At 46.9% G+C, this 23,433-nt stretch carries 23 protein-coding genes; 1 reads left to right on the top strand and 22 read right to left on the bottom strand.

Annotated elements, in window-relative coordinates; all coding sequences use genetic code 11:
- Positions 1-5: 5 nt before the first annotated feature.
- From K365_RS25560 to K365_RS0106175, 22 genes are all read right to left on the bottom strand, one after another.
- A complete protein-coding gene (locus tag K365_RS25560) occupies positions 6-1,088 on the bottom strand; it encodes a fumarate reductase cytochrome b subunit (protein ID WP_024333917.1) in 1,083 nt (360 codons plus the stop codon).
- Between the two features lie 41 nt (positions 1,089-1,129).
- Entirely contained in the window at positions 1,130-1,996 is an 867-nt protein-coding gene (sucD, locus tag K365_RS0106275; RefSeq protein WP_006966078.1) for a succinate--CoA ligase subunit alpha, read from the bottom strand.
- Between the two features lie 14 nt (positions 1,997-2,010).
- The gene (gene sucC / locus K365_RS0106270) at positions 2,011-3,171 is read right to left on the bottom strand and encodes an ADP-forming succinate--CoA ligase subunit beta (protein WP_006966079.1); all 1,161 of its coding nucleotides are present in this window, start codon (positions 3,169-3,171) and stop codon (positions 2,011-2,013) included.
- A gap of 237 nt (positions 3,172-3,408) precedes the next feature.
- Positions 3,409-4,938 carry a class I adenylate-forming enzyme family protein gene (locus K365_RS0106265; protein ID WP_006966080.1) on the bottom strand — a complete coding sequence of 510 codons (1,530 nt, stop codon included), beginning with the start codon at positions 4,936-4,938 and terminating at the stop codon, positions 3,409-3,411.
- Positions 4,935-5,525 (bottom strand): DUF4125 family protein, encoded by a 591-nt coding sequence (locus tag K365_RS0106260; RefSeq protein ID WP_006966081.1) that lies wholly within the window; start codon positions 5,523-5,525, stop codon positions 4,935-4,937. The genes K365_RS0106265 and K365_RS0106260 overlap by 4 nt, the downstream gene beginning before the upstream one ends.
- A 1-nt stretch (position 5,526) precedes the next feature.
- Entirely contained in the window at positions 5,527-5,847 is a 321-nt protein-coding gene (locus tag K365_RS0106255; RefSeq protein WP_006966082.1) for a hypothetical protein, read from the bottom strand.
- Positions 5,848-5,859: 12 nt separating this feature from the next.
- Positions 5,860-6,171, bottom strand: coding sequence for an NAD-dependent epimerase/dehydratase family protein (locus tag K365_RS0106250; protein ID WP_024333916.1), 312 nt, complete (start codon positions 6,169-6,171; stop codon positions 5,860-5,862).
- The gene (locus K365_RS0106245) at positions 6,168-7,043 is read right to left on the bottom strand and encodes a DUF4037 domain-containing protein (RefSeq protein ID WP_245569140.1); all 876 of its coding nucleotides are present in this window, start codon (positions 7,041-7,043) and stop codon (positions 6,168-6,170) included. Before K365_RS0106245 ends, K365_RS0106250 begins: the two co-directional genes overlap by 4 nt.
- A gap of 275 nt (positions 7,044-7,318) precedes the next feature.
- Positions 7,319-7,981: an isoprenoid biosynthesis glyoxalase ElbB gene (elbB, locus tag K365_RS0106240; protein ID WP_006966085.1), complete on the bottom strand. Its 663-nt coding sequence runs from the start codon at positions 7,979-7,981 to the stop codon at positions 7,319-7,321.
- Positions 7,982-8,047: 66 nt separating this feature from the next.
- Positions 8,048-9,385 (bottom strand): MmgE/PrpD family protein, encoded by a 1,338-nt coding sequence (locus tag K365_RS0106235; protein WP_006966086.1) that lies wholly within the window; start codon positions 9,383-9,385, stop codon positions 8,048-8,050.
- Between the two features lie 19 nt (positions 9,386-9,404).
- On the bottom strand, positions 9,405-11,372 hold the full coding sequence (locus K365_RS0106230; RefSeq protein ID WP_006966087.1) for a heterodisulfide reductase-related iron-sulfur binding cluster: 1,968 nt from the start codon (positions 11,370-11,372) through the stop codon (positions 9,405-9,407).
- Positions 11,373-12,260, bottom strand: a complete 888-nt coding sequence (locus tag K365_RS0106225) for an electron transfer flavoprotein subunit alpha/FixB family protein (protein WP_006966088.1) — start codon at positions 12,258-12,260, stop codon at positions 11,373-11,375.
- Complete coding sequence (locus K365_RS0106220) at positions 12,257-13,012, bottom strand: adenine nucleotide alpha hydrolase family protein (RefSeq protein WP_006966089.1); 756 nt, start codon at positions 13,010-13,012, stop codon at positions 12,257-12,259. The genes K365_RS0106225 and K365_RS0106220 overlap by 4 nt, the downstream gene beginning before the upstream one ends.
- Positions 13,013-13,045: 33 nt before the next feature.
- Positions 13,046-13,816, bottom strand: coding sequence for an enoyl-CoA hydratase/isomerase family protein (locus tag K365_RS0106215; protein ID WP_006966090.1), 771 nt, complete (start codon positions 13,814-13,816; stop codon positions 13,046-13,048).
- 49 nt (positions 13,817-13,865) lie between these two features.
- Positions 13,866-15,092, bottom strand: a complete 1,227-nt coding sequence (locus K365_RS0106210; protein ID WP_006966091.1) for an acyl-CoA dehydrogenase family protein — start codon at positions 15,090-15,092, stop codon at positions 13,866-13,868.
- Between the two features lie 40 nt (positions 15,093-15,132).
- Positions 15,133-16,359, bottom strand: coding sequence for a CaiB/BaiF CoA transferase family protein (locus K365_RS0106205; RefSeq protein ID WP_006966092.1), 1,227 nt, complete (start codon positions 16,357-16,359; stop codon positions 15,133-15,135).
- Positions 16,352-17,593 carry a CaiB/BaiF CoA transferase family protein gene (locus tag K365_RS0106200; protein ID WP_006966094.1) on the bottom strand — a complete coding sequence of 414 codons (1,242 nt, stop codon included), beginning with the start codon at positions 17,591-17,593 and terminating at the stop codon, positions 16,352-16,354. Before K365_RS0106200 ends, K365_RS0106205 begins: the two co-directional genes overlap by 8 nt.
- 89 nt (positions 17,594-17,682) lie before the next feature.
- A complete protein-coding gene (locus tag K365_RS0106195) occupies positions 17,683-18,429 on the bottom strand; it encodes an SDR family NAD(P)-dependent oxidoreductase (protein WP_006966096.1) in 747 nt (248 codons plus the stop codon).
- A 41-nt stretch (positions 18,430-18,470) separates the two neighbouring features.
- The gene (locus tag K365_RS0106190) at positions 18,471-19,220 is read right to left on the bottom strand and encodes an SDR family NAD(P)-dependent oxidoreductase (protein WP_006966097.1); all 750 of its coding nucleotides are present in this window, start codon (positions 19,218-19,220) and stop codon (positions 18,471-18,473) included.
- Between the two features lie 58 nt (positions 19,221-19,278).
- A complete protein-coding gene (bbsB, locus tag K365_RS0106185; RefSeq protein ID WP_006966098.1) occupies positions 19,279-20,448 on the bottom strand; it encodes a benzoylsuccinyl-CoA thiolase subunit BbsB in 1,170 nt (389 codons plus the stop codon).
- 9 nt (positions 20,449-20,457) lie between these two features.
- Positions 20,458-20,886: a benzoylsuccinyl-CoA thiolase subunit BbsA gene (gene bbsA, locus K365_RS0106180; RefSeq protein WP_006966099.1), complete on the bottom strand. Its 429-nt coding sequence runs from the start codon at positions 20,884-20,886 to the stop codon at positions 20,458-20,460.
- 503 nt (positions 20,887-21,389) lie between these two features.
- A complete protein-coding gene (locus K365_RS0106175) occupies positions 21,390-22,637 on the bottom strand; it encodes a TetR/AcrR family transcriptional regulator (RefSeq protein WP_006966101.1) in 1,248 nt (415 codons plus the stop codon).
- A 476-nt stretch (positions 22,638-23,113) separates the two neighbouring features.
- Here K365_RS0106175 and K365_RS29220 point away from each other — a divergent pair, with 476 nt between their 5' ends.
- Entirely contained in the window at positions 23,114-23,407 is a 294-nt protein-coding gene (locus K365_RS29220; protein ID WP_337833236.1) for a benzylsuccinate synthase gamma subunit family protein, read from the top strand.
- The last annotated feature ends 26 nt before the right edge of the window (positions 23,408-23,433 follow it).

Genomic DNA, 23,433 nt, shown 5'->3' with positions numbered 1-23,433 from the left:
ATATTTTAATGCGTTTCAGTGGCAGGCTGGGTGGCGTCATGGGCCCCCGCATCCGATGAAGTCTCAGGCATGGGGTCTGTATCATGATTTGCCCCTGCATCATGGGCATCAGCCGTATCAGGGTCGGCTGCGGCCGCTTCATGGGTATCGGCTGTGTCATGAGTATCCGCCGTGTCATGGGTCACTGCTGCCGCCTTGTCTGACGCGTCGTCTGATGCTGCCGGAGTGGTATCGGTGTCATGGGATGTGTCTGCCGGATGGGCGGCGCTGGATTCAGCCGCCGGTTTTTCTGCGTCAACATCCGGTGCTGATGCGGATTTTTCCTCCACGGCAGGGGATGTCTTCTGGTAGGCGCTTCCCTGATAGGGTTCACCGGCATTGCTCCGGTGCTGGAAACCGATGATGACGAACATGGCCAGCGCCAGAAATCCGATGGCCAGAAAGAAAATGGTCAGGCGGTTTTTCACTGTTTTAATTTTTTTGCGGGAGTTTCTGGCATCCTTGCCTGTGAACCATCCCCATTTCATGCACAGCCGGTACAAGCCGATGCTGGCATGCAGTTCCACACAGATGAGCAGAATCAGGTACAGAAACCAGTAATTGCCGGACACCACCCGGTCTGCGGACAGAAACGGATCGATGCTGCCCGGGTTCACCAGCATGGTATACAGATGCACGGACCCGGCAAAAAACATGATAAAACCGGTCACGGCCTGGATATACCACAAATTGGTGTCCGTGTGTTTCATCATCTGCATCTGATCTCTCATGATCCGGTGCTGGCGCCAGGAAATGGGAAACTTGCGCATCCCCAAAAGCGCATGAACGATAAACAGGGTAAACACCCCGGATACTGCGAAAAAAACGGCAATGGGATACCCGTGCCCTGTGTTAGACAAAAACGCCAGTTCCATGGTTTTGGCCACGAAATCAAACGCGCCCTTGCCCAGAATGATACTGCCCACCAGAAGCATGTGCACCCACATGAACAGCCCCAGGATCAGGCCCGTGCCGCTCTGGGCCAGATCCAGCCGGGCCGGTAGCCGGCTGCTTCTTGGTTTGTATTCCTCAATAATATAACTTTCCAATGGTAACCTCCTTTTATGGTCCAGGCCGACCCCGGGGTCAGCTAAAATACCTCTTTGCAGATCTGTCCGATCCGTCCCAGATTTTCACACACATGAATGCCGTTTTCCTTGAACGCCTTGATTTTGGCGTCTCCGGTCCCGCTGGATCCGGAGATAATGGCGCCGGCATGTCCCATGCGGCGGCCCGGCGGGGCCGTGAGCCCGGCGATGAATCCCACCACGGGCTTGGTGACATGGGCCTTGATATAGGCGGCGGCATCTTCTTCGGCACTGCCCCCGATCTCTCCCACCATCACCATGGCGTGGGTGTCCGGATCCGCTTCAAACGCGGACAGTACATCGATGAAATTGGTGCCGTTCACGGGGTCCCCGCCGATGCCGATGCAGGTGGACTGGCCCATGCCGTTTTTGGTGAGCTGATCCACCACCTCATAGGTCAGGGTCCCGGACCGGGACACCACACCCACATGGCCTTTTTTGTGAATCATACCCGGCATGATCCCGACCTTGCACTCTTCGGGCGTGATGATTCCCGGGCAGTTGGGACCGATCAACCGGCATTTTTTACTGCTTAAAAAATTTTTCACCTTGACCATGTCCAGGATGGGGATCCCCTCGGTGATGGCCACAATGAGCGACACCCCGGCATCAGCCGCCTCCATGATGGCATCGGCCCCAAACGGCGGGGGCACGAAAATCAGGGACGCATCGGCACCGGTTTCCTTGACGGCCCCGGCCACGGTGTTGAACACCGGGACGTCGTCCATTTTCTGTCCGCCCTTGCCCGGGGTGACCCCGGCCACGATCCGGGTCCCGTACGATATGCACTGTCTGGTATGGAAACTGCCTTCATTGCCGGTAATTCCCTGTACCAGTACTTTTGTATCTTTGTTGACAAATATACTCACAACCCTTTTCTCCTTTAGTTCACTGCTGCTGCGATTTTTTCGGCTGCATCGGCCAGGTCTGATGCACTGGTCAGGTTCAGGTCACTGTCCGCCAGAATCTGCCGGCCCTCTTCCACGTTGGTGCCTTCCATGCGCACCACCACGGGCACGGTGACGCCGGTCTTTTTGGCGGCTTCCACCACGCCTCTGGCAAACACGTCACACCTTAAGATCCCGCCGAAAATATTGATGAGCACGGCCTTGACTTTCGGATCCGCCAGAATGATGCGGAACGCGTTTTCCACCTGCTCGGCCGATGCGCCGCCCCCCACATCCATGAAATTGGCAGGCGAGGCCCCGGCGTTCTTGATGATATCCATGGTGGCCATGGCCAGGCCGGCACCGTTGACGATATTGCCCACATTGCCGTCCAGGTTGATGTAATTGAGATTGTATGACGAGGCTTCCACCTCCATGGGGTCTTCTTCGTCCAGATCCCTTAATTCCAGCAGGTCCTTGTGCCGGAACAGGGCGTTGGAATCAAAATCCACCTTGGCGTCCAGAGCCATGACATTTCCCTCCGAGGTCAAAATCAATGGATTGATTTCCACAAGAGATACGTCATATTTCACAAAAAAACGATACAGATTGAACAGCAACCCATATAATTGTTTCATGGCAGGTGCCGGAAAACCCAGCTGGAATCCCACTTGCCGCATCTGATATCCCTGGATACCTATAAGTGGGTCCACAAACACCCTGATAATCTTTTCTGGTGTCTTTGCAGCAACATTTTCAATATCGACCCCCCCAGCCTGGCTTGCCATAATCACTATTTTTTCAGTCTTTCTATCAACCAAAAGACTCAGATAAAACTCCTTATCAATACTCTGACCGGCTTCAATCAGTACTTTTCGGACGATTCTGCCTTCCGGTCCGGTTTGATCAGTGACCAGACGCATTCCCAAAAACTGATCCACAATGGTCATCACCTGTTCGGAATTTGCCGCAAGTTTGACTCCACCGCCTTTACCGCGACCACCGGCATGGATCTGAGCTTTCACCACCACTGGATACTGACCGAGATCTTCAGCAACCTTGAGTGCCTCTTCTTTTGAAAATGCCACACCGCTTCTGGCAACCGGGACATTGAATGTTCGAAACAACTCCTTGGCCTGATATTCATGTATCTTCATTCCGTTTCCTTTTTTATTTGAGGGATACGCAGGTTTAGCGTCTCATCCTCATTTATCAGAATTTTGACTATATACTTTTTTTACAGCAACTTTTCAACATTTTATCAGAAATATAGACCTTGTTCTTGCAAAATCTGAATTAGATCCTAAAAATGATAAAAGATTCGAAACATTTTTCAAAAAAACAGTCAAAAATTATTCGGAAACAGATAAAAATATATCAATTATTCTAAGAAGTTAACAATATTTTTTCTTTAACACCCCCTTTCTCAACTTACCAGTTACAGTCTGCGGCATTGAATCAAGCAGTTGAGTGTATCCGGGTATTTTAAATCTGGCGACCTTACCGTCCAGATATTCAGCGACTTCCGAATGGGTTATTGTCTGGCCTTCAGAACAGACAATAAAGGCTTTTCCGGTTTCTCCCCATTTTTCATTGGGAACGCCCACAATGGCCACCTGCTCGATTTTCGGATGCTTTATCAATTCAGCTTCCACCTCAGCCGGATACACATTTTCCGCACCTGATCGATACATATCTTTCATCCGGTCCACAACATACAGATAGCCATCCTCATCCATATATCCAAGGTCTCCGGTATGCAACACGTCATCCACAATCGTGGTCCGTGTTTCCGCTGGCATATCCCAGTATTCTTTCATCACATTGGGACCCCTAGCCATAATCTGACCGATTTCTCCGGGTTTGACCCTTTGCCCTTTTTCGTTCTGAATCCATAATTCCGTAAAAAAATTGGCCACTCCGACAGACTTGTATTTCGATCGGGGTGCATGTTCTGGCATCAGGGCCATTGCGGAATTTTCGGTCTGGCCGAAGCCTGGAAGCAAATTCAAACCCTTTCTTGCCAGCTCATCATAAAGGGTCTGGGACGTTTTTTCTCCGCCTCCGTAGACGAACCGCACAGAACTTAAATCCACTTTATCCAGGACCCCTGAATTCAACACAAAACGCATCATGGTACTGAGCCCAAACACAATGGTAGCGCTGTATCTCTCAATGTCCAAGGAAAATTTCTCCGGATCGAATCCGGACCGCATCAACAAAGTCGCCCCCCTGCTCAAAGCTGGCGTGGAAACAGCGAAAAGACCGGCAGAATGACAAAGAGGTGCCTGCGATTGAACGATGTCCCCCTGTCGCATATCTGTATAATTGATTATTTGAAAACATTTGAAATAGGTCTGACCATGGGTGATGACAGCGCCCTTGGGACTGCCGGTCACTCCCGAGGTAAACAGTATTGTCAGCGGATCATCCAAATCAATGATGCGTTCAGGAATCGGTTCATCAGCAGGATAATGGCTGATGACACCCCGGTAGTCAAGAGCCCAGGCAGGACATTCACCATCTATGGTCACGCACACGAAATTTTCCTCTTTCAAATCCAGGGAATTCCGTATGGGGTCGATATATTCTTTGAATTGATCATTAAATACCAACATACTGCAATTGCACCGGTTAAGCTGGTATTTCAATTCCTGTGAAACAAGTCGGTAATTCATCGGGACAAAGATCAGTCCCAATTTTGCCGCCGCAAAATAGCATGCCAGAAACTCAGGACCATTCAGCAAGTCCACAGCAATCCGATCCCCTTTTTTCAATCCTTTTTCCGCAAAAAAATGGGCAACCCGGTTAGACTCCCGATTCAGATCCCTGTATGTCAAAGGCGTGTCCTCAAATATCAGGGCGATTTTATCCGGGCTAAACGCCTCACGCTTGCTCAAGATTTTTCCGATATTCCATTTCATGGATTCACCTGTTTTTGCATAACTGCCTCTAATTTTTCAAGACTTTCCACCCCACTGTTTTCAGCCAGCCTGCGGAGCATTTCCATGGATAAGTTTTTTCCTTTATCAATGGCTTTCTTTACATGGTCGTAGTATTTTTCCAGTGTTTTGTTACCAAAAGTTTCAAGCTCACTGGCAAGATAAACTTTAAAATCACTTCCGTCCTTAACCACGCTCCTATCCCGGCAGGTATGTCGATATACCACTGGATAAGCTGATTTTAGTTCTTCCTGCCATTTCTGTTCAATCTCGACAATTTTTCCAATAAGCGGGCTCTTGTTTATTGGTGGAATCTTGTTGTCCATTCTGGCATATTTTTCATAAACGAGATTCCGATTATTTCTCTGGGCCATGATTAAATCCCCGTAATAGGATTCCAACATGTCAAGGGACCAGAACGAATAGATACTTCCCCTGATCTTTTTGAATGCATCCGGTTGTTCCTGGCAGGGTGCGCTTGGCCCCCCATTGACCCTTTGAAACATGTTCAGTTCCATCTCAAGGATGCTTTTGATCAAAAACTTCCGGTTTTTTTTTAACACATCCATTTTATAGCTCCTTTTTTTTCAGGTTGGACTTGTAGAATCCACACGTTTTTTCCATTCCCTGAACTAATGGGGTGGACTGAAAACCAAACTTCCGGTAAAGCCTGGTCCCTGAATAAATCTGATGCTGATCAATGGAGAAAGGCAAAGGAATCCCTTGCTTTTCAATGGTGGCAACGGACATCCGGACGATCCTGATCTTTTTTCCGGAAATTTGCGCCAGTTTCTTCTCAGTTTGTATCTTATCAAACGCATAAAAAGCGTATTCCCCCAAGTTTGGCTGAGGGCCATCCAGAGTCGAAGAGGTCTCGTCCAGAGGGAGCATGGCAGAATGGTCCTAGACACTAATTGTGCTGACAAAGATATACTGACCGATAGTTCCGTTCATCAATTCCAGAACCATTTCCACATCCTCAGGCTTGTAGGCGCACAAATCGATGACTACATCCCAAGTCCGGTAAGGCAAATCGTGCCGAACGGAGAAAGGATCCGTACGATCGCCGTATATTTCGTTGACCTCAGACAAATTCAAAGGAATATTACCACGGTTGAAGGTGTGAACCTGACCTTTTTTTTCCTGCATCAGCCGATCAACCAAAGCCCTTCCCGCAAAATAACTGCCCCCCAGGATCAGGATATTCCGGCTCAATGGTCCCCCCAGACATCGCTGTGTCGGAGCATGTCAGATGAAATCCTGCTCTGAACCGAAAGGCTGTGGTCCAGCAAAAAATCACTGTTCGAATCACTGAGCCCCTGATTTTTCAATTCATTGATAACAGAAAGACTCAGACTTTCAACAATCGCTTGTTTATCCTCATCCTTTCGGATACGCATCAATGTGTTCACCTGATCATGGACAGCGGCCCCTAAGGCACCCAATTCCCTGGTTGCCCGGTGTTTCCATTTAAAAAATGGAGAATACCGGCGTTTCAGTAAAAAGACCAGCCCCATGAGGCCTGAACAGAAATCATGCAACGCATAGGCGGCAGCAAATATTTCCTTTCGCTTGGCACAGCGCATAAAATTGTACTGACCCGATCTGGCACATGCAGCACACCGGCAAGCAATTTTGAACATCCGGACATCTTCTGGATAAAAATCCAACAGGATTTGACGAATCCGGGAGAATCGGCCCAGTGGGTCACTAAAAACATCTCCGCTGGTACAGGCGCAAAGAGATTCATCTGACTGCCGAACCCACTGCAAAAGCGTTTCGGGCGCATGAGCCAGGCCGACAAATCGTTTATAAAAGTCTGATGTCTTGAAAACGCCGACTTTCCCGTTGCTCAACGGCCCGGGTTTTCGGACGAATCCCATGAACATGCGGGGCAGTTGATCATAGGCTGACTGAAGGGGCTTACCAATTTCATCAAAATCGTTGTCATCCAGCCAAAGGCAGAATCCTGGCCCCCAGTCATGATCCCTGGAAATCGGGTCATCAAATCCCAGACATTCAGAGCCCTCACCAACCATGCCTGCGGCAATCCGGTGGCGAAAACCAGAAAACTTTTTGCTGATCATGGATGCACCATGGCGTTCAAAAAACCTCCGGCACAGTTCAAGCCCCTTCATGATCGCCTTTCACGATAATAATTGCTGATTATTTTTCATCATAATGAAACACTCGCACTCCATCCAGACTATACACAGCATCTGCCTCCAGTTTTGTCACTAATTTTTCCGTGGTTTCAACTGTGAATCTATAGAATGCGCCCCGAAAGCAGTACCTGTCGAATCTCTGCCACTGAAAACATTCGACAAGTCAAATACTGGTGAGTCAGCATTAGACCTGTGCTCTATTGTGTCATTTCAATTACTTTTTCAACCAGTTTCTGGATTCCCGTGGCAACATCTGCAATGCCGGAGCCCAGCATATAGGCCGGGGTTGTTACGATGCTGTTTTTCGAGTCGACACAGATTTCGTCTACCTTGCACAAGGCATGTTTGACACCTAACGCATTAAGGGCTTCAATCACTTCCGGCTCGCTCCCGATTGTCAATTCAGGAGACCTGTCCTTCAGAGCCATACCCACGGCGACCGGTGCAATGCATAAAGCACCCAGTGGTTTTCCGGCTTCAATCATCTTTTTCAGAAATGAAGCCACTGACTCATTCACCTTTCCCTGGGGACCTTTAAAAGCAAATTCGCTTAAATTTTTAGCCGCTCCAAATCCACCTGGCAGGATAACAGCATCTAGCTCAGCCACATCCACCTCGTCAATATTCCAAATCTGCCCTCTGGCTATCCTTGCCGATTCAACCAGCACATTTCGAGTTTCCGACATCTCCTCCTGGGTCAAATGATTCACGACATGGGCCTGGGGAATGTCCGGCGCAAAACAGACCGCCTCAGCGTTGGACTGATCGATAAAAAAAAGGGTTAATACTGACTCATGGATTTCCGTTCCATCATACACACCACAACCTGAGAGCAATACACCTATTTTCTTTTTAGCCATACTTCCTCCTTTTCATATTCGAGTTCCATTTTTTTGTGCCAGTACCGTAAAATTTAATCAACAATCTTACGCAGGGTGACATAATTGTATAATTGCACTAACATCCTGGATATCGGACAGATGTCTAACAGATTCAACAATTTTTTCTGCATTTTCTAGATCAACAACCGGTAGAGCCAAATCCATAAATTTGTTTTTCATTTCTAAAAATGTCAGGGGATCTGAAGCAGAGCCTTTGGATTCCCGTATAAATATTTCCAGAATCCTGTTCTGTTGGGTAATCACTTTGATGATGGTTTCGAATTTTTTCAGACCCGGATTGAGTAAAACATTAACTTTTTCGCGAAAACGGATAATTTCGGGATCATGAATCCATTCATGGGTAAACATACCCGGAGTGACTCGACCTTTAACAAAAGCCAGGGCCGCACATTGATAAACACTGAACTTACCTTCCAGCACTCTTCTCGGATGTTTGATGTTGACAACACTGAAAGGAAGTTGTCCGAATTCGATCTGAATACTTTTGACATCCGCAGCTGTTATTTTTTCCTTTGCCTTCATAGCTTCGATCGCTTGAATGGTGGAATGGGTAGCCAGGGCTGAAGCATAGGGTTTGAAAGCAATATCCGTAATATGGTATTTCCGGCCAAGATCCTTCAAGAGCCGGCTGGGATCGGCTTTGGGCGCAAACACATTTTTCAGGCCAAACTTTCCCTCGAAGATTTCGTTACTGCTGTCAAAATTCCGCTTTGCCAAAGCAACAGAAAGAAGGCCATCCATGGCTGCTTTTCCGGCATGAAAGGGTTTACTCATGGTACCAAAAACCTCCCGTAGTCCGGAGACCTGGGTTCCGGCAATACCGAAGGCGTTAACGATCTGGTCCTGTGAAAGCCCCATGAGTTTGGATGCTGCCGCAGTGGCACTGAACCGACCAATCGTTGCAGTGGCGTGCCACCCATAATCGTAATGAGCAGTTCCGGCCGCCGCCCCAATTCGGGCTCCCACCTCAAAACCGATAACAAAGGCCGTGATCAGATCCCGGCCCGATGATTTCATATATTCCCCGACAGCCATAACTGCTGGCGCCAGACAAACACTGGGATGTGTTCCTGAATTCTTGTGGGTATCATCAAAATCCAAGGCATGGGACAAGGTACCATTGACCAGAGCAGCAAAAATCAGATTGGTTTTGATCCCTTTTCCAAGGATGGTGGCATGAGGATTACCCCCGACAATATCAACGAAGTCCATCAAAATGTCACTGATCGGCTCCCGTGACCCGCCCAAGGTTACCCCTATCCAGTCCAGAAGGCATAACCGGGCGTATCGATGAACGTCACGAGGAATATCCTCGTACTTGGTCTCATCAATGTATTGGGCAAATCGCTTTGTAACGGTCATGACACTTCCTTGATATCCATCAAACCATTGATGCAGCAACTATTTCCGCTATATCAAAAATTTTTGTTTCCTCCGTATGTTTTTTCAGGCCATCAGTCAGCATCAGCAGGCAGAAAGGACAAGCCACTGCTATGGTATCAGCATTTGTTTCCATGGCTTCTCCAGCTCTCTGCTGATTGATCCGGGAACCCAGTTCTTCAGCCCAGTAATTTCCTCCACCGCCACCGCAGCAAAAGCTTTCGTTCCGGTGCCGGGGCATTTCAACCAGCCCCCCCACTCCGGCGATGACGGTTCTGGGATCATCGTAAATCCCATTCCGCCTGCCCAGGTAACATGGATCATGATAAGTGATCAGCTGATCTTTTCGGACCAGGTTCAATTTTTTCTCGTCCATGAGGATTTTGATGAAAGAGCCGTGGGGAATGATTTCATATTCGCCGCCCAGTTTGGGATAATGGCGGGAAAAACTGTTAAAGCAGTGCGGGCACAGGGTGATGATTTTTTTAATCCCCAAAGCAGAGAAATCCTCGATATTCTGCTGCGCGATTTCCGCAAACAGGAATTCATTGCCCATCTGCTTGGCAGGATCTCCGGTACACCGGGATTCCTCAAGAATGCCGAAGGAAGTCCCTGCCTTCTGTAAAATTCGCACCATGGCCCTCCCGATTTTCTGAGCCCGCTGCTCATAGGCGACCGAGCAGCCGATCCAGAGCAGATATTCTGTCTGGCCGGGCTCAAAGATCGGCACATCCAAGTCCTTGCGCCACTCGGCGGCACCCGAACCCGTTCCGAAGAACGGATGAGCGCGCTGCTCAAGGCTGGCCACGGCCTTTCCCATAAGTTCCGGAATCCGGCTCTGCTCCATGACCAGATTTTGTCGGAACCGCATAATGGTTTTAGGCTGGTTGATGCTGACGGGACAGGCTTCCATGCAGGCCGCACAGGTAGTGCAGTTAAAAATCGCATCCATGGAAATACCCTCAATCAGCGATTCATCCAGTTTACCTGAGGCGAGCCGGTCCGCCAGGGTTACTATCACGCCCTTGGGAGACAGGGGTTTGTCCGTGTTATAGGCGGGACAGACTTCCTGGCAACGCCCGCACCACAGGCAGCTGGAAAAATCCAGGAACCGTTTGCGTGTAAAATCAGCCAATTTGTTTGCGCCCAGGGCCGGCAGTTCCTCTGCATCCTCATTTTCAAACGCGGAGAAATCCATGACCCCCATTTTCACGTTCGGTGCCGGATCGGCAAACCCCACATTCACCGGAGCAAGAACTATGTGTACCAGGGGAGAATACGGAATATAGGCCACAAAGCCCAGAGACAGAAGGCCGTGTACCCACCAGGTGACCGCGTGGATTTCAAGGGCAAGGGCCGGACTGATCAGGTTTGATGCCAAAAAATTGCCCACGAACGCGCCAGCCTCCAGGGAGCCGGCAGCAGCAGCTATTCTTGCGCCCTCCGTGACAAATCCGGTGATAAGAATCAGGCCAAGAAGTCCGCTGACCGGCACAAACCCTTTTCTGGCCTCGGGCAATCTGAGGCGGACCGGCGGAATCATCCGCCGAACCAGAAAAAAAACAATCCCGACCAGGGTCAGAAAGCCTGCCAGGTCAAGCATGAACGACATGAACCAGCGATTGAATCCACCGCTGAACACCGGAAGCCCGAACAAAATGTTCAGAATTACCAGGTTTGTTCCGATAAAAAGAATAACCATCCCCCAGAACACAAACCCATGGGCAATGCCCGAGGCTGGCTTCCGGTAAAGCCGGGCATTCAGGATACCCCGTACCAGAAAGGCCTTCAAGCGAAAGGTGCCGATTCCCTGAATCATATTGCCGATCGAGGGGATCACCCGCATTTTGCCCTGTTTGATCAACAGCCATTGCCGGTAAAGACCATAAAAAAAAACAATGGCTACCGGAATTGCCAATAGATCAATGATGATACCATAATCAATATTCCAATAGGGGATGCGGGGCATTTATCTGTTCTCCTTGATCGCCTGAGTCAGTTGAGGGATAATTTTCTGATAATCACAAACCAGTCCAAACCGCGCTCTGTTGAAAATATTGGCTTCCTCATCCTTGTTAATCGCCACGACACATTTTGAATTGGCAATTCCAGCCAGATGCTGACTGGCCCCGGACACTCCCACGGCAAAATACACACTGGGGGCCACAATTTTGCCTGTCTGACCGATCTGGCGGGTGGGAGAGGCCCATCCTTCATCTACAGCCCCCCTCGATGCACCCACTGCACCATTCAGTTGATCAGCCAGAGTTTGAAGCAGGGAAAAATTATCTGCATTACCAATACCTCTGCCCCCGGACACAACCACTGGAGCATCTTCAAGAGGAACACCATCGGTCTGTTCGTTTTTTTCGCTGATTAACTGGACTTTTTCCGATTCTGTATTCAATGGGATAGATGAAGTGTGGCCTTCCAAAACTTCGGGCTCAAAATATTTACGCCGAATGGTCAAAACAACCGGAGTTGATTCTATTTTCTGCTTAATTATGGCTTTCCCGCCATAAATGGGCCGCTCAATTACCATGTCTGAATGAATGGCTGTCACTTCTGTCACAACCGGGGCTGACAGTGCCGCACTCAGAGGGCCTGCCAATCCCGTACCCAACGTTGAGACACTCAAGAGAATCACTTCGTAATTTTCCAGCTTGGCTAGCTGAACAATGCTTGGCACCAGATTGGGTGGAAGCGTCTGGCTGGATTGCCAGGCTTTGCCGTAATTGCCGGGGATATCTCCCTCACCCAAGGCAATGATATCAGGAAGTTCGCAGAAATATCGGCTCACTGTTTTGAGTTCGCCGATTTTTTTCAAATCGATATTTTCAATGATCAGCGTTTTCATAGATATCTCTCCTCATTCAACCGATTTAACAATATTCTGACAGCCTGCCCCGGGTCTTCCACATCAATGAACTCGCAAACACACTCAATCTTAGGAATGGCCACTTCCAGTTCATTTAACGCCATTTTTTTCTGATCCGTGGACTCAAGTTTGATAACCGGTTTTTTCTTGGCTGCAAAAATAGCCCGCACAGCAGGGATTCGGGGCACATTCTCAGGAATACTGGTGATAGACAAAACACCTGGTCCACTGAACTCCAATTCACGTTTTCCCTGGGCTGTAATCTGAGTCACGGTCCAAGAACCGTTCTCATGATCAACATCGCCGATCTGGGGAATGAAAGGAACTCCTAGCATCTGGGCCAGTATCCCTGGAACAACCCCTCGGTCCATATCTGCAGATTGCTGTCCCGCAAGCACCAGATCCACGTTATCTATACTCTGGAGGGCAGCCATGAGGTTCCCGGCAATAACCGCGGCATCATCGGATGTCCCTTTCACCAGAATTAACTGATCAGCGCCCATGGCTGCACCTTTTCTCAAAAACTGTATATCGTTCTCGCTGCCATAGGAAATGAGGGTCAATGACCCCGAAGTTTTTTCCTTGATCTGGATGGCGGTTTCTATGGCATTTTCATCGTACAGTCCGAGCATCCGTGAAAACCTTTCGTGGGCCCGGTTATTTGACAACTCAAAATCCATGGACGGAACCAAATAATCCGGGACAACTTTTGCTAATACCGCAATGTGCATGTCTTTTCCTCCACTGTTTTTAATGAATTGACATTACCGTCCCTTCCATTGGGGCGCTCTTTTTTCTGCAAATGCCGTAAATCCCTCTTTCCTGTCCTCAGTATCTCTCAAGACTCCCCATAACAAGTGAGAAAAGGCAATCCCCTGTTCCAGCGGCATATCAAGCCCCATGACTGCGGCCTGTTTGGCAGCCTTCACACTCAAGGGTGCATTGCCGGCAATTTTCCGGGCCATGTTTCTGGCCAGAGTCATCAATTCCTGAGGTTCGACCACATCACTGATCAGACCAACCCTGTGAGCCTCTTTGGCATCTATCATCTCTCCTGTCAACAGCATTTTCATGGCCACAGCCTGAGGAATGGCACGTGGAATGCACTGAGTTCCATTCAATCCGGCCAGGCTGGCTACCTTGACTTCAGTCAGCCCGAATTTGGCATTGGTGCTGGCGATTCTGAGATCACAAGCAAGGGCCATTTCCAGTCCTCCACCAATGGCATAGCCATTTATGGCACAGATAATGGGCTTCCACATTTTCATATGAGGAATGATAGGTTGGCCTTCCCTGAGCCAGATGGAAGCCATGCATTCCTGGGGTGGCGGAGTTTTTTTCATATCGGTCCCTGTACAAAATGATTTTTCTCCGGCACCAGTCAAAACGGTTACACGAATATTATCGTCTTTAGCCACTTCAGCCCAGACTTCCGCCAGTCGTGTGACGGATTCCGGATCTAAGGAATTCATTGCTTTCGGCCGATTCAACGTAACATAGGCCACATGATCTTCTTTAGAAAATTCTACACCCATTAGGTCTGCTCCTTTACGATAGAGATTGTCATCACCTGTTATTTTGATGTTAGTCTGATACCACGACAAAGGGATTATAAGGCTTTTTCTCTTTCAAAAGCTGCCTTGCAATCGTCCAGCGATGAATTTCATTGGGCCCTTCCAGTATCCGCCAGATTCTGACCATTCGTGCCACATACTCAATTCCCAGTTCCTTGGACAGCCCTACCCCGCCATGAAGCTGTATTGCCCTATCCGCAACTTTGGAAAGCATTTCTGTAGCAGTCACCTTGATGCTCGACCCTTCACTTCTCAGGTCAGTTATGCCCTGATCTGATTTCCACGCGGCGTAATACAGCCTGAGTCTTACCGCCTCGAGCTCCATGGTTGAATCCGCAATCCAGTTCTGCACGGTCTGACGTTCCGCTAGGGGTTTGCCAAAAGTTGTCCGGGTTGTCGCCTGATCTATCATCATTTGAATAATCCGTTCAGCCATTCCAGTACATCGAGCTGCCAACTCTATTCGGCGTACCCCGAATCGATTCTGGAGAGGGATAAAGGCTTTTCCCACATCACCCAGAACCGCGTTGTCACCCACTTCGACATCGTTCAAAATCAATTCCCAGGTCGGCATGGCCCCGATCACTGGAATTTCTTTTCCCACCTTAACCCCAGGCATGTCTTTATCAATGAGAAATGCAGTGAATCTGTCTTTGGTCGGTGCATTCTTGTCCGTCAAGGCGATCAGGATAAAAAAAACATTATCCTTGTCACACTTACTGATAAAAGTCTTGGTCCCGTTGATCACCCATTTATCACCTTTACGAACCGCCATTGTTTTCAATCCACTCACATCAGATCCGGCATCCGGTTCCGTTACTGCCATCGCTGAATCCAGCTCATGGTTGCAGTAAGGAATAAAATATTTGTCCCGCTGATCATCCACGCAGCATGCATGCAGATAATATAGATTCGGTGCATCCGGAGGCAGCATAAATCCATGGGGTGAAAAACCCACATAACTTTTACACATTTCTTCCATGATCAAGGTTTTGGCGAGCATCCCAAGTCCCTGGCCCCCGAATTTTTCCTCAACCTCAATACCCCAGAACCCCAGCTCCTTAGTAATGGCATACAGCCGGTCTGAATCTTCTTTTGGGATCAGGGGACCAGGCTCGGTCCAGAGCCTCATATCCCGCTCAAGCAACGTCTTTTCCAGAGGCATGAGCTCGCGTTTGACAAATTCTCTCATGGCTTCTTTAAGCATCATATATTCTTCAGATATACCAAAATCCATAATTCCACTCTTCTTTTTTATGTATAGTTGTCTTTTTCAATTATACCAGCACATCCGCCGCTTTCAACGATTCCAATTCCTTTTCCGAATAACCTAGAAAATCAGTCAAGACCTCGTCAGTATGCTCTCCCAGTAGCGGGGCGGCCTTTTCCATGACGATCGGAGTTTCTGAAAATACAATGGGGGCACGGTTGTACAAAGTCATGCCCGCCACTGGATGATCCAGATAAGACCAGAATTCACGTTCAATCAGATGCTCATCTTCTATGGCTGCCCTAGCATCATTGACAAGGCCAGCTTTCACACCTTCTTCCAGCAGTTGTTTCATGAGTTTTGAGGCATATTGATGTTTTGTCCATGCCTCGACATGCTCGTTCAGTTCCGCTTCGTTCGCCTTTCTTGCAGCGAAAGTGGCAAATTTCTCATCCTTTGCCCAGTCTGGATAGCCCATGACTTTCTGAAGGGCAGCCCATTCCTCTTCGGAAAACACCGCTATAGCCAACCATTTTCTGTATCCAAGGGTGGTATAAACCCCGTGAGGAGAAGCATTGGGATCTCCATATCCCAAAGGCCCCATAATCTCACCATTTGCTGCATAAACCATACTGTCAATAGGCTTCATGGCAATGGCGCTCTCAAGCTGGGAAATTTCAACCGTCTGCCCCAAGCCGGTTCTTTCACGCTGAAGCAAGGCCGCCATAATGCCAAACAAGGTATGAGTCGGAACCATAACATGATCCGTATAATTGGTTCCTGTACCAAACGGACTTTTACCCGGCATAGCGGCTTGAGCCGTCAATCCGCACAAAGCGTTCAGATTAACACCGAAGCCCATGAATGATTTGTGGGGGCCGTCGGTGCCCTGCAGGCTCATGGTTACATAGATAATCCGAGGATTAATTTTTTTGACGTCTTCCCAGCCCAGGTTCCATTTTTCCATTTGTCCGACCCGAAAATTATTGATAATGATATCACTTTTTTCAATCAGGCGGATGGCTACCTCACGGGCCATGGGCTGACGCATGTTCAAGGCAATGCATTTTTTGTTAGGATTACGGTTTGCAAAATATCCGCTTCGCTCCAGTCCGTCGGCAATCCCGTCCTTGAAGGGTCCGCCTTTTCTTAATATATCAGGCCTTTTCTGACTCTCTATCTTGATAACTTCAGCACCGCACTGGCCCAGGACATTGGTTGTGATAGGACCCGCGCCGACCCAGGAAAAATCACATACAACCAACCCCTCCAATGCTTTTTCAAAATTAGACATGAACAATTCCCTCCTTTGAAAAAACAGCAATTTCTTCTTTTCTGTAATCAAGTGATTCGAGTATTTGAGTCGTATGTTCACCAAATCTGGGGGCTGGAAATCCGAATCTCCAATCCAACTCACCAAATTCATAGGGTGCCCCGGGAAAGGTGATTTCACCATCAAGATTTTTATGTTCAATGGTCTGCCAAAAATTGCGATGCTTTAACTGAGGATTTTCAAGGAGATCTTTGCCATTGCTCACCGGCGACAAGGCAATACGGTTGGCCTGTCCTCTTTCGTACAGGGTCATTTTATCAAGTTGCATTGTGAAACGATGAAAAATCCTGCAAAAGGTTTCATACCCCTCAGCTGACCGCCTGTAAGAAGGTTCGATCCATCGAGGATCTTCAAAAACTTGCCATTCTTCCACATTCTCGGACTTCATCCATTTGACAAAAGGTTCCCACATAATCTTGTTCTTTCCCATGATCGCAACGATGGCGATATAACCATCCTTACACGGATGAACGGTGGCTGAACCAGCTTCTTTTCCTCTTCCCCGGCGGATGCTGCCTTCCAAATCCCAGTATTGAGCTGCATTCTCAAGGGCCATGCCTACTGCCTCCATAGCAGAAACATCTACAAATTGCCCCTTCCCTGTTCTCTTGGCATATAAGAATGCAATTGAGCTGCCCACTGCGGCATAAGATTCAGCCATCCGATAGGATTGGTCATCACAGGCTCTTACCGGTTTTTCATTCTCAATCCCGGCCAGGTACAGAAATCCGCCCATGGCCGAACATGTTAAATCGGATCCCGGATAATCCTTATAAGGCCCGACACTGCCGTATGGCGTGATGGAAGTCTGAACCAGCCTGGGGTTAACCTCTTTCAGATTATCATAGGAAAGACCTAAGGTATCAAGGTAGCCAGGAACACAGCTTTCCATGAAAATATCGATTTTAGAAATGAGCTTCAAAAAAATGTTCCGGCCTTCTTCTTTATGAAGGTCCAGTACCAGGCTTTTTTTATTCCCATTGTAATACAGGAATTGCAGGCTGGCTTCCATATTGTCTGCTTTCCCCCTATAAAATGGGCCTTTTCTCCGCAAAGGATCTCCAGTTATCGGCTCAAGGTGAATCACCTCCGCACCCAGGCCGGCATACAATTTTGAAGCATAAGGGCCCAATTCACCCGTGAAATCAAGCACTTTCACATCAGAAAGGGATCTATTCTTACGTACACCTTCCATTGCCTAACCTCCTTATTTTTATTCAGTTACAATCATTTTCAAACCGAATGCGGGTATCACCCACCTGATGGTAACACCATCACCTTTGATTAACCTGAAAACAGACTTCTTCCTCCACATACATACAGAACCTGGCCGGTGACATAAACTGTCTCATCGTCTGCCAGATACAGAACGGTATTGGCAATATCATCACCTTCGCCGATGCTGCCCGAAGGTTGTTTGGCAGAAAGAAAATCCCTCGTCTTTTCGGGCAGTTCATACCACATGGGAGTTTCAATAAGTCCCGGAGCAATACAATTGGAGGTAATGCCTTTTCTGCCCAGTTCAAGGGCAAGGGTCCTGGTCAAACCCACCAGACCGGCCTTTGCAGATGAATATGGTGCCTGCCCCGGCCCTCCCAGCCATGCCCGGGAAGCGATATTGATTATCCGTCCACGCTTTTGATCCACCATATAACCATGGACAGCCTGGCTACAAAGAAAAGGGCCTTTCAAATTGACGTTCAAAGTTAGGTCCCAATCCTGCTCAGATAGTTTTCTCAATGCACCGCCCCGCTCCAAACCGGCATTATTGACCAAAATATCGATGGAACCAAAGGAAGATATAGTTTCTTCCACCATCGATTCGACATCAGATTTACTTGAAATATCGGCTACAATACCGATTGCGTCGTAACCTTTATCCCGAAGTTCTTTCGCTGTCTGCTCGACCTTGTCTTCCACAACATCATTAATGACAATCCTGGCACCATGTTCAGCCAGTTTGAATGCAGTATCTCTGCCCATTCCACTGGCAGATCCTGTAATGATTGCAACTCTGTTTTCTACGCCCATTCTTTACCTCCACATAGTCCTGAAATTTATATAACAGCGCTTTAAATAGACATGGAAAAAGAAAGACTTTTCCCGCCGCAGACAAAAAAAGTCTGACCTGTTATAAATTTTGATGTATCTGCAGCAAAAAAGGTCACAGCCCCGGCGACATCCTCGGGTGTTCCCAGTTTCTGTACTGGAATTTTCGCAGCCATTTTTTCTTCTTGTTCTTGGGACATGTTTGATTTATGGATGGTACCTTTGACGACCCAGTTGACAGTAATTTTATCATTTGCGGTTTCAAGGGCAAGCGATCGGGTAAATCCCAGCATGGATGATTTTGCGGCGCTGTACACGGAAGTTTGAGGCAACCCCAGATATTCAATGCTTCCTATATTGACAATCCGACCGTAACTTTGCTTTCGCATAATCGGTATCACCTCCCGGCACAAAAAGAACGCAGGATCAATATTGTTTTTGGCCCCTTGGTACCAGCCCTGGGCTTTGGTTTCCACAATATCATTTTCCACAAAATAATCGGAATTATTGATCAGCACATCAATTTTTCCGTATTTTTCCATGATGACGCCGATGGCTTGCTTGACACCGGTACAATCTGCCGGATCGCCTGTGACTCCAAGTGCTTCAATTCCATCCTCCTTAAGTCTGGCAACGATGTCAGAAGTATTTTTTCCATCAATATCAAAAAGTGCCAGCTTGGCCCCCTTTGATGCTACCTTACGGGCGATGGCATAAGCGATATCATCCCCAACGGATTCGATAAGCACGACCCTGTCTTTAAATGATCCCATTTTAACGTCTCCTTTTTCTTTTTTTTCAATTCAATGTGAGGATGCTCAAGGCAGTATCCTACCAATCAGCTGTGATCATGTGCATTGTGCATGCTGCATGCTCCGTGCCTGACAAACCGCCCCCCGTTACGTGAGACATCGCAACCTTTGGAATGGGTTCAACCTGATATCCGTTGCATTCTCCCCGGAGTTGTTTAACATTGGCCGCTATCTGGGCTGCACCGGATGCGCCGATAGGGTGTCCATAGGACAGCATCCCGCCCCTGGGACTGACAACGCACTGTCCACCATAGGTAGCCTGGCCGTCTCTAAGAAATTTCAGCCCTTCACCTTTTCCGCACAGCTGCATGCATTCATAGTAAAGTAATTCCGCAATGGTAAAGGCATCGTGCAATTCTAGAATATCCACATCCTTAGGTCCTATTCCGGATTCCTCGTACAGCATTTCAGAGGTCATCTCCGTTATGTCGTCACCGGTAATATCCCTTGGCCGGTTATGATATGGACCCGAAGTTACCACGGAGCCCCTTACTTTGACTGGCTTTTCAATCCCCAGTTTCTTCATCATCTCTTTAGAGCAGACGACTACGGCTCCAGCCCCGTCGACAATGCCGCAACACTGATGCAGGGTCAAAGGATAGGCAATCATCCGGGAATCAATGATCTCTTCTATGGTATAATCCCCTCCAAAAGGTGCATGGGGATTGTTCTTTCCATGACGGCGGCTTTTCTGGGTGATCAGTGCTAAATCCTCAATGGTAGCGCCGGTCTCGTACATGTAACGAGTAGCCCGCATGGCATACTTACCGGTCATAACCCCGCCGTGAACTGTTTCAATATCGTTCATGGCCGGCATGAATGCCGTACCGCTCTTACGACGAAGGGTATGATTTTCTGCACCAACACCCATGGACAACTCTGTCAGTCCGTAGGCCACATCTTTGATAGCCAGATGCACCGCCATGGCGCCGGCAGAACAGGCACTTTCAACATTGATGATAGGAGTGGCGCCGCAGACACCAAGGTCCTTAAAAATTGTCTGACCAGTAACGATACCGTTGTGCGCATTGCCCACATAAGCACTGCCGATCATTCCCGGACTATCGATATTGGAAGTCTTAATCGCCTGGAATGCCGCGTTCCGTCCCAATTCATCATAATCCATCTTATGCTTGCCGAAAACTGTTTCTCCGACGCCTGCAATATATACATCTCTCTGTAATTTCATTTGAGTCTCCTAAGCTTTCTGGAACATGTAACTGGTGATCGGCAAGCCATCAGCATTCATTCTGATCTGGCCTGTTGTCAACTCAACTTCTTCATCGCATTTGAATGTATTAACCTCGCCTTTGAGCATGGCGAAAATTCTGACATTCTCAGGCAGATCAATATAACCACAAATATAGGGCGTTTCCAAACCCGGCTGACCGATATACAAATCGGAAAAGCTGTACAAAATTCCTTTTCTGGATAACGGCACCATTTCAAATTCTTCCCCCCAGCAGTTGGGGCATGGGGCTACTTTGGGGAAATCAAGTTGACCGCATTTTTTACATTTATACCCTTTCAGATAGGGAGGTTCGTTTTCCGGAACCGCTAATAAATCTGGATGATAAAATGTAATATCCGGTTCTTTTTCTTTTTTTACCTTTTTTTTCTCAGCCATGGAGCCTCCTCATAATGGTTGAATGAAAAACAATGTGCATTTATTTTTCAATATACTGAAATTAAAGACCAATTTAATTATTATAAATTTCATACTATTGATAGAAACTTATTTCTAATCATTATTGAGGAATATTCAATCACATGGTTTTGAGCGTGTCAAGCGCAAAAGATACATTTTTTTTTACGCAAAAGAAAAATAAATGATTTTTTTTGATAACCCTTTGAAAAAAATAGCTATTATTTGACACGCTGAAGAAGCTTTTTAGAAAAACACTTTATTTGCCTAAATAACGAAAGAGGCAAAGCCATCGTTTTTGAAAAATTAAATTGAATTTTCATCAAAATATCATTTTTGATGGCAGAATTATGTCTTGCAGGATGGTAGATATCAACTTTCACTAAAAACCCTGATAGAAACTAAATGCCCCTAATCGGGAATATAAACCACTTTCTTACAACCGACCTCAATGTTTCAACCGCGTTTGTTCAATTCAACACACCCTAACCATCGATAATTTTTTCAGATTTCGGAACTACGGCCCGGCAAAGGAGATTGGTAACGGAAGCCAGCTCCGACATCATTCGAATGGGCGAGACCCGTTCAAGCACAAACCAGCGGATACAAAGATGGGAAAAAGCACCCAAAAAAAGATTTCGGAACACTCTGTTACTCAAATCCTGGCGAAAAACACCGCAAGTTTTCCCCTCATCTAAAATATCATATAAAATCTCACTGGTGTCTAAAAAAGCGCCGAATGCTTCAGTATTGTAGAATCGCTTATTCAGCTTGATGTCACATAAAAAAATCATCAAAAAATCACTGTCTGATGAAAAAATCCGAAAATATTCCCAGACAAACGATCTAAGCTTCTCCAGGGGATCCTTTGACGCAAAAACCCCTTTCAATTGTAACTGATAAGACAAAAATTTATTCCTGGGGATGGAAAACAGCAACTCCTGCTTGTTTTTAAAATATTCGTATATTGTCCCTTCTGCAACCCCTGCATGCTCTGCTATCTCGAGCATAGTCGTTTTTCGATGACCTTTCCGGGCAAAAATTGACACAGCAGCTTCAGAAACCCTTTCAGCTTTACCATTTCTGTTATTTTTCACTGCGGCCGCGACCTCAAGATTCATAACAGGATTCATTCCATCTGTGTCAATCCCTATCATAGCCATGATCAGTGACATGATGGATTCAAAATCAGGAAGAGTTTCATCAATTTCCCTGTATGCCAGGCAACTCAACGATTCTTCATCCAAAAAACCAAAAATCATGTCCCTGGTAATATTTATCTCAAGATCTTCTCGAAAATATTTTTCCTTGACTCCTTTTTTCAATATATCCAGCATAACCCCAGCATATCGTTGAAGCGCCTTATATCCAGAATGGCTATAATAGTCTTTATTAGAACGGCATTCAAACAAAAGATTCTTCATCTTACGCGCATCACCGGAGCTAAAATCATTCTCGTACAAATGAAACCAGACCATCTTCCCAAGTTGAGATACCGGCCCCCAAAGGCCTTTGAAGTGAAACAAAAGCTCCTCATGAGACTTTTCAATCAGCTCCTCTATCGAAGAAAACAAAAGATCCTGTTTGTTTGTAAAGTAATGATATATTATTGAATCAACAACATCCGCCTTTTTTGCAATCTCAGAAATAGTGGCGTTTGCAAGCCCCTTTTCTGCAAATATTTCCTGAGCCGCCCGAAGGATGGCCTGTTTTTTTCCGTTTTTATTTTCCATTCAAATATGTTCTCCTATGTTCTCCCAGACTTTACTGATAACTCCAGCAAAACAACACGCTCTCAAACGTCAATCAATCACTCGAACCTCTAATGATATTTTGGATTATAGCAGACTTAGAATATTATTCAACCATTTTAGTTTTGAGCAATATTCAACAAATCATGAGTCGACACACCACAACACGCGCTGAGCAACACAACCAAGCCCACTGTCATCGCCAACCATAAAGCACCATTGAATATATATATTATTTTCTCTTTAAAATTCAAATTTTGTCGTTTCTTCAAAAAAAACATCTTGACAAGACCTTTTTTAATTGATTGAATAAAACTCAATAATTTAAAAATCAACATTGATATTCAAAGCTGAGCGGTTTAACATTCTGATCTTGTCATTGGTTCGATAAAGACGACTTGAGGAGGTAACGTTCATTCAAAAAATTTAAAAAAGCATTTTGTATCGCGTACATTGACATGTTTCCAAAAAGATCGCTATTCACTGGGAACATGACAAATACTGCAATCCGCCGAAGCGAGTTTTGCAATACGGTAATTTTTACACCAAAGAATCTTAAGCAAGGAGGATCAAAAATGCCCAAATGTGAAAAATGCACTTTTTTCTTTCCAATTCCTGAGAAGGATATGGATTTCGAACCTGGCAAAGGGGATTGCGTTGAACAGCAGCAGGATACAAAAGGCAAATTCTGGCTGTCCAAGCCGGTATCGGAAAACAGTGAGGCCTGTCAACGTTACAGGCCCAGAAACTGACCCCCATCTTCGTTGAATCAATCATT

The organism is Desulfotignum balticum DSM 7044, assembly GCF_000421285.1.
Taxonomy (GTDB): Bacteria; Desulfobacterota; Desulfobacteria; order Desulfobacterales; family Desulfobacteraceae; genus Desulfotignum; species Desulfotignum balticum.
Note: the sequence above shows the minus strand (reverse complement) of the source record. Positions and strands in the feature narration are given on the sequence as shown.